Raw genomic sequence first — 13,958 nt, 5'->3', positions numbered from 1 at the left:
CGCTGCCTTAGCGGATAACGTCGTAGTCTTTTGACAGCACTTCTGTGCCACCGACGTTCAGGACTGCGAGGATGTCTTGGTTTGCACCGAGACCAAGGTCAACTTTGACGTTTGTGTTCACGCCGCCACGGATTTCTTCCGTGCCGAGCAATGCGCCACGTACGCCGTTTGAGAAGTCATAGATTTCGACTGTGCCAGCGCCGTCAGCTTGTACAAAGTCCAGCTGCAGTTGGTCTGTCTCTGCGAATGTCTCACCGAATGGGAAAGAGTTGTAAGCAGATGCTGTAGTTGCGGTTGCTGCGATTGTAGCTGCTGCGAGTACGATTGTTTTCAAGTTTGTCATTTTCATATTCCTTTGATGGGTGTGACCGGGAGGTGGCCAAATTGGGGGGAGGGGAGGTCAGCCGTAGAACACTCGGCCGACCAAATTTTTTGATTTAGCGGATAACGTCGTAGTCTTTTGACAGCACTTCTGTGCCACCGACGTTCAGGACTGCGAGGATGTCTTGGTTTGCACCGAGACCAAGGTCAACTTTGACGTTTGTGTTCACGCCGCCACGGATTTCTTCCGTGCCGAGCAATGCGCCACGTACGCCGTTTGAGAAGTCATAGATTTCGACTGTGCCAGCGCCGTCAGCTTGTACAAAGTCCAGCTGCAGTTGGTCTGTCTCTGCGAATGTCTCACCGAATGGGAAAGAGTTGTAAGCAGATGCTGTAGTTGCGGTTGCTGCGATTGTAGCTGCTGCGAGTACGATTGTTTTCAGGTTAGTCATGATCGTGTTCCTTTAATGTGTGTGACCGGGAGGTGGTCGGTTATTTGTTTGAAGCGACAGTAGCTTGCCGCGTTTCGATGAGTTGAAGATGGGATCAAAAACGGGGTTCGGGAAGGGGACACCCTGTCACGAAAAAGAGAACGTATTTGATGCTCTGGTCCCCTTGATTTTGTTTTTGGCGACCATTTGGCGAGTTCCGTGCAACCCTGCACAACGGCCGTTTCCAAGCCGCACAGAACAGGCCATTTTCGCGCTTTTTGCGGGTAGAATTATTTCAATTCCAAACAGCAATGATCACGAAAAAAAACCCCGCTCCAGAATGTGAAGCGGGGTTGTTTCAATGTAGTCGCTGGCGCGTGATTGTTTGTTGCGCGATTGCTTCAACGGCTCGCGTGGCCGTGAGCAATTGAAGGCGAATCTAGTCGATCAGACCGGCGAATTGCATCGCAGCTTTGACCTTTGCTTTGGTTTCGTCCGTCAGACCAACCAAAGGCAGGCGCACTTCGTCGCTGCACAGGCCTAAAAGGGACATGCCATACTTTGCGCCGACCAAACCGGGCTCTGTGAAGATGGCTTCGTGCAGTGGCATCAACCGATCCAGCAATTCTAACGCCTTTGGATAGTCGCCAACCAGCGTCGCGTTCTGGAATTCGGCGCAAAGTGCGGGTGCGACGTTCGCCGTGACCGAAATACAGCCCACACCGCCATGCGCATTGAAGCCGAGCGCAGTTGCGTCTTCGCCAGATAATTGGACGAAGTCTGTGCCGCATGTCATGCGCGTGCGCGGGACACGTGCCAAATCGCCGGTCGCGTCTTTAACGCCGATGATCATGTCGTGCTTGGCAAGCTCACCCATCGTCGCTGGTGTGATGTCCACAACCGACCGACCGGGGATGTTGTATAGCACAATCGGCAAACCGCAGTCAGCCGCAGCCGTGAAATGTGCGATCAGACCCGCTTGGGTCGGCTTGTTATAGTATGGGCTGACAACCAGCGCTGCCGCAGCCCCTGCTTCTTTCGCAGCTTTCACAAGGCGAACCGTTTCAATCGTGTTGTTTGACCCTGCACCAGCGATAACCGGAATGCGGCCGTCTGCCGCTTCGACCACGATCCGCACAACATCATCGTGTTCCGCGTGGGTCAGTGTCGGGCTTTCGCCTGTGGTACCAACAGGGACCAAACCGTTGCTGCCCTGATCAATATGCCAATCGACCAGCTTTTTGAGCGCATCACGATCCACCTGGCCGTTCGTAAACGGCGTGACGAGCGCGGGAAGAGACCCTGTGATCATGACGCATTTCCTTATGTGCGAGGGGCAGATTCGCCCCATTTGAAGTCGCGCGGAACCTAGACAGCTTTCCGCCGATGAACAAGTTCAGCATTGTGTATTAGCCTAAGACACTTACTTTGATGATACACCTCTCCAAAGGCCTTTGTTCATGCGTTTGATCCTATCTGCTCTTGCTATCGCTTTCGGCGCAACGGCGACTGTCGCACAAGACAGCGACGCGGCCTTGGTGGCTGCCATCCAATTGGCAGATGGTGGTGACTATCAAGCCGCCCTTGAAAGCGTCGACAATGCAGTATCGCGGGATGTCCTGACGTGGATGCAATTGCGTGACGGTAACGGATCGTTCGCTGATTACCGCACATTCCTAGACAATCATCCGGATTGGCCCGGACAAACGCGACTATATACAAGAGCGGAACGCGCGATTGAAAAAGGTGGCGATGCCGCAGACATCATCGCGTGGTTCGGTGACCGGACGCCGGAAACGGGAATAGGGGCAGTGCGCCTTGCCGAAGCGTTGATCGTGCAGGGTAATCCTGACGCGGCAGAAGACGTGATCATCGCGGCGTGGCTGAACCTGCGATTATTGGCTGAGGATCAAACCGCCATTCTCGATGGTTTCGCCGACGTGGTCGCACCCCATCACGTCGAACGTGCCGACAATCTGTTGTGGCGCTGGCTGACCGATGAAGCGGCGCGCATGATGCCTTTGTTGGATGATGATCAGGCCGCACTTGTCGCGGCGCGGATCGCCTACATTCGCGAACGCGGGATCAATGACGCCATCGCCGCCGTGCCTGCCGCGTTGCGGACAAGCGCCGGATTGGCCTATGACCGTTACAATTGGCTTGCCAGCGATGGCGAACGGACAGAGGCGATCGCGATCCTTAAGGGTCGATCAACGTCGGCAGATGCGTTAGGCAAACCATTCCGGTGGTCCAGTTGGCGCCGTGTTCTGGCGCGTTGGGAAATGCGCGAAGGCCGTATTCAAAGCGCCTATGATCTCGCGTCCAACCATTTCCTGACCGAAGGCAGTTCTTACGCCGATCTGGAATGGCTGTCGGGCTACATTGCACTGCGCTATTTCGATGATGCGACCTTGGCTTTGTCTCATTTTGACGCAATGGCAGCTGCCGTCGATACGCCGATCTCGCTCGGACGTGCGGGATACTGGCGCGGGCGTGCCTATCAGGCGCTGGGTGATGCAAATGCGGCGGCGCTGGCTTATGCCGAAGCGTCGGATCACCAAACCAGCTTCTACGGATTGCTCGCAGGCGAACAATTGGGCATGGCGCTTGATCCTGCTCTGACGGGGCGGGCGGATGCGCGGGATTGGCAAGGCGCTGATGTTTTAGAGAATGAACTCGTGATTGCCGCCCTTGCATTGCTTGAGGCGGGCGAACGAGGGCTGGCCACGCAGTTCTTCGCGCAACTCGGCCGACAGTTGGACGGGGATGACACGGGCCGATTGGCGGCTCTGATGGAAGAAATTGACCAGTCGTACTACGCCGTCTTGCTTGGCAAAGCGGCCGCGGCGCGCGGGATCATTGTGCCATCCGCCTATTTCCCGATGCACGGTGTCGCTGACATGGACCTACCGGTTGAACCCGCATTGTCCTTGGCGATTGCGCGGCGTGAAAGCGAATTCAACGCAGGTGCAGGCAGCCCCGTTGGGGCGCTGGGCCTGATGCAATTGATGCCGGCGACGGCACAAGAAGTCGCAGGGTTCTTGGATCTTCCCTATTCCAAGGCGCGATTAACGTCCGATTGGACCTACAACGCCCAGCTTGGATCAAAGTATTTGTCCGTGCTGCAAGACCAGTTCGGCTTTTCACCTGTCCAGATCGCAGCCGGCTACAACGCAGGCCCCAGCAGGCCGTGGTCATGGATGGACCAGCGCGGCGATCCGCGGATCGGTGAAGCGGATGTGGTGGATTGGATCGAACACATCCCGTTCCGCGAAACGCGCAATTACGTCATGCGGGTCACTGAATCGATCCCTGTCTATCGTGCGCGTCTGACCGGACAGACAGGCCCCATCGCGTTTACGGCTTTGTTGGTGGGGGACAAGCCATTGGTGCGTCCGCAAACCCGACCGGTGCCGCAACCCGTTGAAGAACCGCTCAGCGTTTCAACGTCTGACGCACCAGCCATCGCAACGCCCGCCCCCATTCCAACACCAAATGGCGTACCGGGGATCAGACCAATATCGCGTCCGGGCAACTAGGTCTTGGCAGCTTGCCTTGCCCGCCAAACGGTAAACAGCCCCGACGCGATGACAAGACCCGCGCCCACTGCCACGTGAAGCTCTAACACTTCGCTAAAAACAATGATCCCAATCGTGCTGGCAAAGACCAATTGCAGGTAGGCGAAAGGCTGCACGGCACTGGCCTCTGCCACTTCATAGCATTTGATCAGCAGGAAATGCCCAAGCGCGCCAGTGATGCAAAGCGCCAACATCCACGCCCAATCAGGGGCGGTCATCGGTTCCCACGATGAAATACCAATGGCGGTCAGCAAAACCGCCCCAACCGTGCCTGTCCAAAAGAAGCTGGTAGCAGCAGTGTCTTTCCGTGCAGCATAACGGGTCAGCAGCGAATAAAGCGCAAACATCAAAGCGGCGATCAGCGGAACAATCGCGGCAGGCGCAAAGACGGTAATACCCGGTTGTAGAATGATCAAAACGCCGAAGAAGCCTACCCCAATCGCGGCCCACCTGCGCCACCCGACAGCTTCACCCAAGATCGGACCGGACAGGGCTGCAACGATCAGCGGATAACTTGCAAAAATCGCGTGGCTTTCGACAAGTCCAAGCAGGACAAACCCTGTTACCATCACGCAAATCTCGACGCCCAGCAAAAGGCCACGAAATATCTGCAAAGCTGGCTGCATGGTCGCCGCAGCTGCCTTGATCGATCCGGCTTGGCGGCGGGCAATGGCGATGACGAAGGCGGCAAAGAACCAATAGCGGATCATCACAATCATCAGGACGTTGTATTCGCCCGCCAAATGGCGCGAAATGCCGTCTTGCACGGCAAAGACGAATGTCGTCCCGATCATATACAGAATGCCAAGGCGCGTATTGTTGGACTGCATCAGATGCCTTTCACAGCACGGGTCATATGACGTTTGCGGCCGAAGCCCGGTGTGCGCGTGACGGTCAAGCCAGCCTCTTCCAGCGCCCGCCTGACATGGCCTGCCGCAGTATATGTGGCGATGGTACCTTGCGGGGCGGTGTGATCGGCGACGGATTGCATGACGTCTGCCCCCCACATCTCGGGGTTTTTTGCGGGCGAAAATCCGTCAAGAAACCACGCATCCGCCTGCGCGTCCCACGCGGGCAGGGTTTCGCGGACATCGCCAGTGATGACTTCTAGCGTTACGCCCGGCGCGTAAATCGCAGGGCCTTCCATCGCGTCATCCCAAATCGAAAGCAGTTGCGGCGCGAGATCACCTAATTCAGGGAATGCTGCATGGGCGGTGCGGGCTGCGTCCGCAGCTAGCGGAAATCCTTCGAAACTTGTGAAGTGGAACGTGCCCTTGCGGCCCGCGTCGATCCACGCCTGAACAGTCGTCAGGAAATTCAGCCCTGTCCCAAATCCCAACTCTGCAATGTGAATATGCCCACCAAACCGCGCAGGCAGATCGTTGCCATCCAAAAACACATGCCGCGTTTCCGCCAAGCCGTTATCCAGCGAATAATACGGGTCATCAAACTGGGTCGAAACAGGCACGTCCCCCAGTTTGGTTTTGCGCCAAGATAGGTCAGTTGTCTGGTCGCGCATGGGGTTTTGCCTTACGTGTCGCATGTGTCTTGGGGTTAAGGCATCTTTGCGGGGATAAGACGACGATGGCAATCGCAGATGTGACGATCATGGGGGCAGGGGTGTTTGGCCTTTCGGTCGGATATGCCTGCGCGGTGCGCGGTGCAGCGGTGCAGATCATTGATCCCAACGGTGTCGCAGCTGGGGCCAGCGGTGGTCTGGTTGGCGCATTGGCCCCACATGTGCCGGAAAACTGGAACAGTAAGAAAGCGTTTCAATTCGAAAGCTTGATGATGGCTGAAAAGTTCTGGACCGAAGTGCAGACATTGACCGGACAGGATGTCGGTTATGCACGCTCAGGGCGTTTGCAGCCATTGGCGGATGATGCCGCCGTCGATCTGGCACGTAAGCGGGCCGTCACGGCGGCAGAACTGTGGGAAGGTCGGGCGATCTGGGACGTGGTTCCTGCGGATACACTCGGGGCATGGATCCCACCGTCGCCGTCCGGTTTTGTCGTGCGTGATACGTTGTCCGGTTTGATCCGTCCGCGACGGGCGACCAAAGCGTTGGCCACAGCAATCACAAAACTTGGCGGGCGGATCGAAACCAGCGGAAAGGCTGAAGGCAAGGTCGTTTGGGCCACAGGCTGGCAAGGGTTGGTCGACATGACAAACCGTCATACCCGCCAGATCGGTAACGGCGTGAAAGGCCAAGCGCTGTTGTTGAAACACGCAGCAATCGGCGCACCGCAATTGTTTGCCGACGCCTTGCATATCGTGCCGCATGCCGATGGCACGGTCGCGGTCGGGTCCACGTCTGAACGTGAATTTGATGATCCAACTGCCGTGGATGCGCAACTGGATGACATCCACGCGCGCGCCATTGCTGCGTTTCCGGTGCTATCGGGCGCACCGGTGATTGAACGCTGGGCTGGGGTCCGCCCGCGTAGTCGCAGTCGTGCGCCGATGTTGGGGCATCATCCGTTTGAGGACGGTGCTTTTGTAGCCAATGGTGGGTTCAAGATCGGTTTTGGTATGGCGCCACTGGTCGGGCAGGTCATGGCCGATCTGATCCTGGACGGCGTCGACCGCATTCCTGATGCGTTTCAGGCGGATCAGAACCTTTAGGCGGTGATTTGACCGCTTGTGCACAACCGACCATCGCCACCACGCACCCAAAACTGACCGTCATTGGCGCAAAGCGTGGCTGTTTCACCCAAGATCAATGGGGACGATCCGCGATAGCTGAAATCGGTGAAACCGCCGTACAGTTTGACGGCTAGTTGCATCATAAGATGCGCCAACAACGGGCCGTGCACAACAAGACCAGCGTAACCTTCGACATCGCGGGCATAGTCAGCATCATAATGAATGCGGTGGCCGTTGAATGTCAGCGCGGAATAGCGAAACAACTGGGTCGACGTGAATACCAGCGGTTCGGAATGCGCCGCAACCTTCGGCGCAGGTGTCGGGTCGGCTGGCTGCGCGTCTTGTGGGCGATACACCAGTTCTTGCCATTCCGTTACGGCCAAGGCGTGACGCTGTTTGATGTCGTGGCGAACGCGGACAAATGCCAATGGGCCTGAACGCCCGTCTTTGCGCGTCACGGCTTCCACGGTTCTGACTTTTTCGGCCTTGATGCCCGCCTTCAACGGTTGATGCTGCACAATCCGACCCGCGGCCCACATGCGGCGCGGCAATCCTAGGTCGGGGATAAACCCGCCCGTCGCAGGGTGGCCATCGGGGCCAAGCGCGTCAGGAGTCTGCGCATCCCAAAAGTAAATATGATGGGCAAACGGCGGCAAGGCATCACCGCTTTGGATCGACGGTGTTTGTCCAAGCGTAGCTTCCAAGGCGGCGGCCCGCGCCGGATCAAGCGTGTCGGTGATGGATTGCGTTTGATGGGTTTTCGACTGCATGATGTGGCCTATCCCGAATGGAAGGAGGGTGCAAATGCCCGCAGTCACGTCGCTTGATCATCTGGTTTTGACCGTCGCGGACGTTGATCGCAGCATCGCATTCTACACGCGGATTTTGGGGATGACAGTGGAAGCATTCCAACCTGCCGATGGGTCAACGCGCTGGGCGCTGACGTTCGGGGATCAGAAGATCAACCTGCACCCAGCGGTTTCGCCATTCGCGCCCCATGCCAAGATACCAACGGCGGGCAGTGCGGACTTGTGCTTTCTCAGCGAAACCCAGCTTTCGATGTGGCACGCCCATTTCGATAAACGTGAGATCAAGGTTCTTGAAGGCCCCATCGCACGCACAGGCGCCACGGGGCCAATCGTTTCTTTGTATATTAGTGACCCCGACGGAAACTTGATCGAGGTATCAAACCGCGCTTAAATTTCAGCTTTCAACCGATCCATCAAATCGTTGAGCGCTTTGAGGTTCACTTCGTTTTTCAGCAAACCGCCTTCGTCGAATTGCTCGTAGTTCGCGCCAACAAGAACCTCTGGCCCAAGGATCAGTTTTGGCCGGAATGGCGCAAGGACTGAAACAAGGTGTGTTTGTGTCCGTTCACCGCCAGACCGACCGGCCGTTGCTGACATAATGGCGACGGGTTTGTCTGCCCATGGCGCGCCTTCTGTCCGGCTGACCCAGTCAAACGCATTCTTCAAAACGCCGGGGATATTTTTGTTGTACTCGGGTGACGCAATGATCACCGCGTCTGCCTGTGCAATCTGATCGGACAGTGTCTGGACGGCAGCAGGGATGCCTTCATTTTCTTCGAGATCACCATCGTACAGCGGAACCCGCAGGTCAGCTTCGATAAACGCATCTGCGCCGAATACCTGTGCTGCGTGGCGCACGAGCATGGTGTTAGTGGATTTTGCGCGTAAAGCGCCTGATATGCCAAGAAGCGTTGTCATGTGTTCATCCTTCGTAATCTGTTGCTAAAGGACTTAATCCGACTGCCGGGTTTTCCAACTGAAAAGGCTGTGCAGTGACGCGACCTGATTGAGCGCAAATGCGCACACGATTGTTTGCAGGGCCATCCGGCCCTGCGTCTGTGCTTCGCAAAGGATATTGGGGGCCAAAAGTCGCAGTCAGGCGTCGCTTTGCCGCCAGTGGTCTTTTTGACTGGGCAAAAACGCCTCGACTGCCGCTGTTGCGATTACTGCCGTGTCACCGGTTTCCGCGTTCGCCACGTTCTGCCCGCCTTTGATTGCCGTGACCGTAGCGCGTCCACGCGGCAACATTTTTGCGAGTGCGGTGGTGTCCAGTTTGTCTGGTTCCTGCACGCCAACCGTGACCTGAACCCGCATCGCGTCGGTCGGCAGGTCTATGCTTTGAAACAAGGGTAGGGTCGAATGGCGAAACGCATCTTCAATCGCGCGTTTGGCCGCCTTTTGATAATCCATGCCGTGCAGGTCGTTGCCCATACCCATTTCGATGATCACACGCTGGTCCATTATGTCCGCTCCATCATAAACGATACATTGATCGCGGCGTTGGCGATGACTGTTGGGTTGCCGTCAGGGCGCGGCACATCAAGCCCGCCATGGTGTACCGTTACACTGGGTTGTCCGTAAGGAAAGATATCGAGCAACGCATCGGTATCGACTTGTTCCGGATTTTGCACAGCAATTTCTACGTCAATGATCATGGCTTCTTTCGGGAACCCAAAGAGTTCGGCCATGTTGATGGAATTATGCCATAGCGCGTCTTGCAGCGCCCGTTTGGCCGCTTGGGTATAATCCTGACGGCGGAGCGACGTGCCCATGCCAAATTCGGTGAGGACGCGGTGTTTTGGCATCGGGGGCTCCTGTCTAGTTCAGACTAAATTGACGTTGTTTGCCGTCCCACCGCAAGCCGGTTTTCGCAGCAAGACGTTTGCAGCTATCGTCAAGACCCAGCGCGTTGCACCAATCATTGATGGATCTGACCGGGACCGCGTGAATATCGCCGAACCCATCTACAAGAACACACTCTCGCGGCCCCTGTTGGCCTGCGTATTCGCGATGGCCAAACACAAAATTGCGGGCGGTCATATCACCGGCCCGAATACCAAAACGGTACAGACGTGCGATGGTGTCATTGAACAAGGCAAGGTCGGTGGCACTCAGATTGTCCTTGGTCGTGTGCAGGGTCTGACCGAGACCACCGTCGGTGACGTTTTCTGAAATGCATCCCAACCCCACATCCGTCTGCACAAACCCGTACATATGCGTAATGGGCGGAATATCGGTGGGGCCGATGCGGAGCATCATCCGCAGGTATTCGCCGTATTCCTTGCGGGTCCAACGGGTCCGGATGCTTGGAAAATGGCGTTCCGTAAACGTGGCAAGCTTCGCGCGGCGCTTGGTGTCTGCGAGTGGTTTTAGCACTTTGATCAGTCTGGTCGGATCGGTCGGGTGCACATAGATGATCCGCTGCGATCCTTCGGCAACAGGGGTAAGGTGGCTGAGCTTCAAAAGCGGTTGAAAGGTCTGCTGCATGGGCCCATCAACAACGGGGGCGACAGGTTGCTTGGACATGACGTTCCCTTTGCACAAGTTGTACGGCCTCACGGCATCGGTAAAGCCTGTCGCTTTTTTGGGCAAGTGACTGTTGAGTGATCAGCTTGACCAAAGGTAAAGGGAAAGCCTGCGAATGGTACATTGCAAACGTCAAAAGCATTTACCATTATCAGGGATCACGCCTCATATTATGAAGGACCGCTCCGTTGTTAGCTGAAAAACATCCCCAACAGGATCAACGTCTTGCAACTTTGGCGTCGTACGACGTTCTCGATTCCGCGAATGAGGCCGATTTCAACGATATTGTTGCCTTGGCATCGGCTATTTGTGACGTACCCGTGTCGCTGATCAGTTTGGTTGATGATGACCGCCAGTGGTTCAAGGCGCAGGTCGGGTTTGATCCGACTGAAACGACATTGGACCAATCTGTTTGCTCGCATGCGATCTTGGAAGATGACTTCTTGGAAGTGTCAGACATGTCCAAGGACCAGCGCACAGCGGATAACCCGCTTCATACCGGTGAGGTCGGCGTGCAGTTCTACGCAGGGGCGAATTTGGTGGCCCCCAACGGCATGCCCATCGGGACGCTTTGTGTGCTGGATCACAAACCGCGGCAATTGACCGAGTTTCAGAAGCAATCACTGAAGACATTGTCGCGCCAAGTGATGGTGCAGCTTGAACTGCGCAAACGGCTCGCGTTGGAAGAAGCGCTGAAGGCCGAGATGGATCACCGCGTGAAGAATTCCTTGCAGACGATTGCATCGGTTTTGCGCGTCGCGGCCCGCAGTATCGACGACATCGATGCGCAAGGCGTGCTGGATACGGTTGAACGCCGGATTTCCGCGGTAGGGACGCTGCACAGTGAATTAATGGGCAGCAAAGGGCACAATTCGGTTGATACCAAGCCGTATCTTGATCGGGTGGTGCGACTGCTTGCCGATGTTGCACCTGATAATGTCGAGATGACAGTTGATGCGGTTGATGTGGCACTTGATGCGCGCAAGGCGTCTGCGTTGGGGATGATCGTCAGTGAATTTGTCGCCAATTCCATCAAACATGCCTTTCCTAACGGGCGGGCGGGTGTCGTGGAAATCGCGCTTACGACAGATCAGGCCGAAGGGCGGCTGACCTGTCGTGATAACGGTGTGGGCAAAGACGGCGGCCACGATGCAGAGGCAGACGGGCGCAGCGGAATGGGCGCACGCCTGATGTCTGCTGCTGCAGTGCAATTGAACGGGCACCTTGACTATGAAACGCAAAACGACGGCACAATGCTAAGCGTCGTGTTCGCGATCTAAGGTTTTTCGCGCAGGAAGGGGTTAGTATTCCACCCCGATTTGCGCTTTGATCCCTGACCGGAACGGGTGCTTGACCAGTTCCATTTCGGTCACCAAGTCCGCGATTTCGATCAGGTCGGCGTGGGCGTTGCGGCCTGTTAGCACAACGTGGGTCATGTCTGGCTTTTGGGTGGCAAGGAATTCTACGACTTCGTTGATATCCACATAATCGTAGCGGATCGCGATGTTGATCTCATCCAGCAGGACCATTTGGTTGGTCTCGTCCAAAATCAGTTCTTTCGCCTTGGCCCATGCCGCTTGTGCCATTTCGGTGTCACGGCTCTTATCCTGCGTTTCCCACGTGAACCCTTCGCCCATTGTGTGGAACGCACATTCGTCGCTGAATTTCGACAGGATCAGATCGCGTTCGCCCGTTGACATACCGCCTTTGATGAACTGAACCACGCCACACTTCATATCATGCGCAATGCACCGGAAAATCATCCCGAAAGCAGCAGACGATTTACCCTTACCTTTGCCGGTGTGGACGATCACGAGACCCTTTTTGTCGGTCTTTGTCGCCATGATTTTATCGCGCGCGGCCTTCTTCTTGGCCATTTTCATTGCGTGGCGGTCGTCGGGCTGGGGGGTGTCGGTCATCGGGGCATCCTTTGTGGGTGGTCTACCCAGTGTGTTACGTGTTGACCACAATCACAAGACATGGCGTCACCTTGTGATTTTTCCCCTCACGGTTCTGTGAATAAGGCGATATCAAGGCAAAAAACGAGATAAGACAAGCCGAGGCAGACAGATGCGTTTATTTTCTATGGTTCTTTTTGCGAGTTATCTGGGCGTAGCGGTATTGGCAGCTGGCGTTTAAGCCTTCTCTCCTTTCCAATCCCAAACAAAAAAACAGGGACCGAAGTCCCTGTAGGTTCACTGTGCGGAGTAGCGCATTCAGTGGGTTACGTACTCTGTGAGCGGTCACTGTGGTTATGGGGCACGTTCATTGGGGGTCGTAATAAAACGGCTGGTTGGTAGCCTGTGGACGTCGTTTGGGTCTAGCGAACCACGGTCAGCGTATTCGTCGTCAGGCATCAAGGCGCGCTTCAAGACGATGGGAAGCGCAAGGCCAAACAAGTAGGCGATGATGCAGGCGATTGCATTCAGTTCTAATGGCTCGCAAGCCATCTGCACGAGATGTGCACACACAAGCGACGCCATAAGTGTCGGTATAGACAGGTAGCGCGGGTTGCGTTGCTTTGGCGTTCTGTAAGTCATTTTGTATCCTACTCTTTCGTATCGTTACCTTACGTAACAACAATCCTCATGGCGACGAGAACATTTGCAGCAGTACGTCTGCAATTCTGCAGCCGGATATTTGTGGGTAATGCGCATAGGCGCACTATACTTACGGTCAGGTTAAATGCGCTGTTGGGGCGCTTCTTAGTCTCTTGCACCTGTTCTCTGATCGTTAGGCATGCCCCATACGTCAAATGGTTAGTTTTGGAATTACCATGATGGGGATCAACCGAAATGATGGATTGGAACGACCTGCAATATGTATTGGCTTTGAAAGAAGGCGGAACAATGAAGCAGGCCGCTATACTATTGAGAACAGACCCTACGACGGTTTCGAGACATATTAAGAGGATCGCGACCCATTTCGAGACAGACCTGTTTAAGATGCAGAAGGGTGGGAAATGGGTTCTCACGACGCAAGGCGAAGAACTGACGACTTTAGCAAAGAATTTCAAAAAGGGTTTGGATCAATTTCAACTTGGTGAAGGTGGTTCTACAGAGTGCGAGACAATTGTCATTACGTCGCTTGAATTCTTGTTGACCCATTATCTGTCGCCGAAAATTGAAAGCGGAATGAATTGCTTTCCCGATACGAAATTGTCGCTGGTCGCCGCGGATCGACGGTTGTCTTTGGCGTATGGCGAAGCAGACATCGCATTGCGTTTTGGTCGGCCGACAGAAGGCCATCTCATTACCAGCAAAATTGCGGACATTTCTTTTGATTTGGTCCAGTTACGCGGAACAAAGCCAAAAGAATGGATTGGTCTTCAAGAGGATCTAGATTGGACGCCGGACATGCGTCGCGGCGTTGGGCACTTCGGAAAGCCTCCGATCTTGCGCGTGTCGTCATATGCCGCAGCCCGTGAAGCCGCGATAGCAACGGGCCACGCCACAGTGGGACCATCGGTGATCATGCGCGAAGGCGGCCAATTGGAAACCATGCCGGATACATCACCGGTTCACCGCGAAGTCTGGAGCGTCATCCACGAAACCCGTCGGTTGAGCCAGCGGCTGGCAGCAGTCCGCACATGGATCAAGAACGCTGTGCTCGAGATGCAGCTACAGCAACACAACATGGCGTAGCGG

At 55.6% G+C, this 13,958-nt stretch carries 17 protein-coding genes; 5 read left to right on the top strand and 12 right to left on the bottom strand.

Annotated elements, in window-relative coordinates; all coding sequences use genetic code 11:
* Positions 1–7 precede the first annotated feature (7 nt).
* The 3 genes from AC0L7R_RS16670 to dapA all read right to left on the bottom strand — a co-directional run bounded on the left by AC0L7R_RS16670 (position 8) and on the right by dapA (position 2,064).
* Complete coding sequence (locus tag AC0L7R_RS16670; RefSeq protein ID WP_473657970.1) at positions 8–343, bottom strand: hypothetical protein; 336 nt, start codon at positions 341–343, stop codon at positions 8–10.
* A gap of 94 nt (positions 344–437) precedes the next feature.
* Entirely contained in the window at positions 438–773 is a 336-nt protein-coding gene (locus AC0L7R_RS16665; protein ID WP_473657970.1) for a hypothetical protein, read from the bottom strand.
* A 418-nt stretch (positions 774–1,191) separates the two neighbouring features.
* Positions 1,192–2,064, bottom strand: a complete 873-nt coding sequence (dapA, locus tag AC0L7R_RS16660; RefSeq protein ID WP_473657969.1) for a 4-hydroxy-tetrahydrodipicolinate synthase — start codon at positions 2,062–2,064, stop codon at positions 1,192–1,194.
* A 148-nt stretch (positions 2,065–2,212) separates the two neighbouring features.
* Between dapA and AC0L7R_RS16655 the strand changes: the two genes are divergently transcribed.
* The gene (locus AC0L7R_RS16655) at positions 2,213–4,291 is read left to right on the top strand and encodes a transglycosylase SLT domain-containing protein (RefSeq protein WP_473657968.1); all 2,079 of its coding nucleotides are present in this window, start codon (positions 2,213–2,215) and stop codon (positions 4,289–4,291) included.
* On the opposite strand, the gene AC0L7R_RS16650 is transcribed toward AC0L7R_RS16655, so the two are convergent.
* Together AC0L7R_RS16650 and mnmC2 are read right to left on the bottom strand one after the other, a co-directional pair.
* Positions 4,288–5,160, bottom strand: coding sequence for an EamA family transporter (locus AC0L7R_RS16650; RefSeq protein WP_473657967.1), 873 nt, complete (start codon positions 5,158–5,160; stop codon positions 4,288–4,290). The genes AC0L7R_RS16655 and AC0L7R_RS16650 overlap by 4 nt on opposite strands.
* Positions 5,160–5,849 carry a tRNA (5-methylaminomethyl-2-thiouridine)(34)-methyltransferase MnmC2 gene (gene mnmC2, locus AC0L7R_RS16645; protein ID WP_473657966.1) on the bottom strand — a complete coding sequence of 230 codons (690 nt, stop codon included), beginning with the start codon at positions 5,847–5,849 and terminating at the stop codon, positions 5,160–5,162. The genes AC0L7R_RS16650 and mnmC2 overlap by 1 nt, the downstream gene beginning before the upstream one ends.
* A gap of 65 nt (positions 5,850–5,914) precedes the next feature.
* Here mnmC2 and AC0L7R_RS16640 point away from each other — a divergent pair, with 65 nt between their 5' ends.
* Positions 5,915–6,955, top strand: coding sequence for an FAD-dependent oxidoreductase (locus AC0L7R_RS16640; RefSeq protein ID WP_473657965.1), 1,041 nt, complete (start codon positions 5,915–5,917; stop codon positions 6,953–6,955).
* Here AC0L7R_RS16640 and AC0L7R_RS16635 read toward each other — a convergent pair.
* Entirely contained in the window at positions 6,952–7,746 is a 795-nt protein-coding gene (locus AC0L7R_RS16635; protein ID WP_473657964.1) for an HTD2 family dehydratase, read from the bottom strand. The genes AC0L7R_RS16640 and AC0L7R_RS16635 overlap by 4 nt on opposite strands.
* A gap of 34 nt (positions 7,747–7,780) precedes the next feature.
* Here AC0L7R_RS16635 and AC0L7R_RS16630 point away from each other — a divergent pair, with 34 nt between their 5' ends.
* Entirely contained in the window at positions 7,781–8,176 is a 396-nt protein-coding gene (locus AC0L7R_RS16630; RefSeq protein ID WP_473657963.1) for a VOC family protein, read from the top strand.
* Here the strand turns inward: AC0L7R_RS16630 and AC0L7R_RS16625 are convergent.
* The 4 genes from AC0L7R_RS16625 to AC0L7R_RS16610 all read right to left on the bottom strand — a co-directional run bounded on the left by AC0L7R_RS16625 (position 8,173) and on the right by AC0L7R_RS16610 (position 10,311).
* A complete protein-coding gene (locus AC0L7R_RS16625) occupies positions 8,173–8,703 on the bottom strand; it encodes an NAD(P)H-dependent oxidoreductase (protein ID WP_473657962.1) in 531 nt (176 codons plus the stop codon). The two genes, AC0L7R_RS16630 and AC0L7R_RS16625, sit on opposite strands and share 4 nt — an antisense overlap.
* A gap of 177 nt (positions 8,704–8,880) precedes the next feature.
* Positions 8,881–9,249 (bottom strand): Lin0512 family protein, encoded by a 369-nt coding sequence (locus tag AC0L7R_RS16620; RefSeq protein WP_473660449.1) that lies wholly within the window; start codon positions 9,247–9,249, stop codon positions 8,881–8,883.
* Positions 9,246–9,590, bottom strand: a complete 345-nt coding sequence (locus AC0L7R_RS16615; RefSeq protein WP_473657961.1) for a Lin0512 family protein — start codon at positions 9,588–9,590, stop codon at positions 9,246–9,248. Before AC0L7R_RS16615 ends, AC0L7R_RS16620 begins: the two co-directional genes overlap by 4 nt.
* A 13-nt stretch (positions 9,591–9,603) precedes the next feature.
* Positions 9,604–10,311: a YrbL family protein gene (locus tag AC0L7R_RS16610; protein WP_473657960.1), complete on the bottom strand. Its 708-nt coding sequence runs from the start codon at positions 10,309–10,311 to the stop codon at positions 9,604–9,606.
* 188 nt (positions 10,312–10,499) lie between these two features.
* Between AC0L7R_RS16610 and AC0L7R_RS16605 the strand changes: the two genes are divergently transcribed.
* A complete protein-coding gene (locus tag AC0L7R_RS16605) occupies positions 10,500–11,591 on the top strand; it encodes a histidine kinase dimerization/phosphoacceptor domain -containing protein (protein ID WP_473657958.1) in 1,092 nt (363 codons plus the stop codon).
* A 21-nt stretch (positions 11,592–11,612) separates the two neighbouring features.
* Here AC0L7R_RS16605 and cobO read toward each other — a convergent pair whose 3' ends face one another.
* Together cobO and AC0L7R_RS16595 are read right to left on the bottom strand one after the other, a co-directional pair.
* Entirely contained in the window at positions 11,613–12,230 is a 618-nt protein-coding gene (cobO, locus tag AC0L7R_RS16600) for a cob(I)yrinic acid a,c-diamide adenosyltransferase (protein ID WP_473657957.1), read from the bottom strand.
* 333 nt (positions 12,231–12,563) lie between these two features.
* Positions 12,564–12,851: a hypothetical protein gene (locus tag AC0L7R_RS16595; RefSeq protein ID WP_473657955.1), complete on the bottom strand. Its 288-nt coding sequence runs from the start codon at positions 12,849–12,851 to the stop codon at positions 12,564–12,566.
* Between the two features lie 255 nt (positions 12,852–13,106).
* On the opposite strand from AC0L7R_RS16595, the gene AC0L7R_RS16590 reads away from it, so the two are divergent.
* Positions 13,107–13,955 (top strand): LysR substrate-binding domain-containing protein, encoded by an 849-nt coding sequence (locus tag AC0L7R_RS16590; protein WP_473657954.1) that lies wholly within the window; start codon positions 13,107–13,109, stop codon positions 13,953–13,955.
* The last annotated feature ends 3 nt before the right edge of the window (positions 13,956–13,958 follow it).

This window comes from Yoonia sp. D2-7 (assembly GCF_055809435.1).
This window is presented reverse-complemented; position numbering and strand designations above follow the sequence as displayed.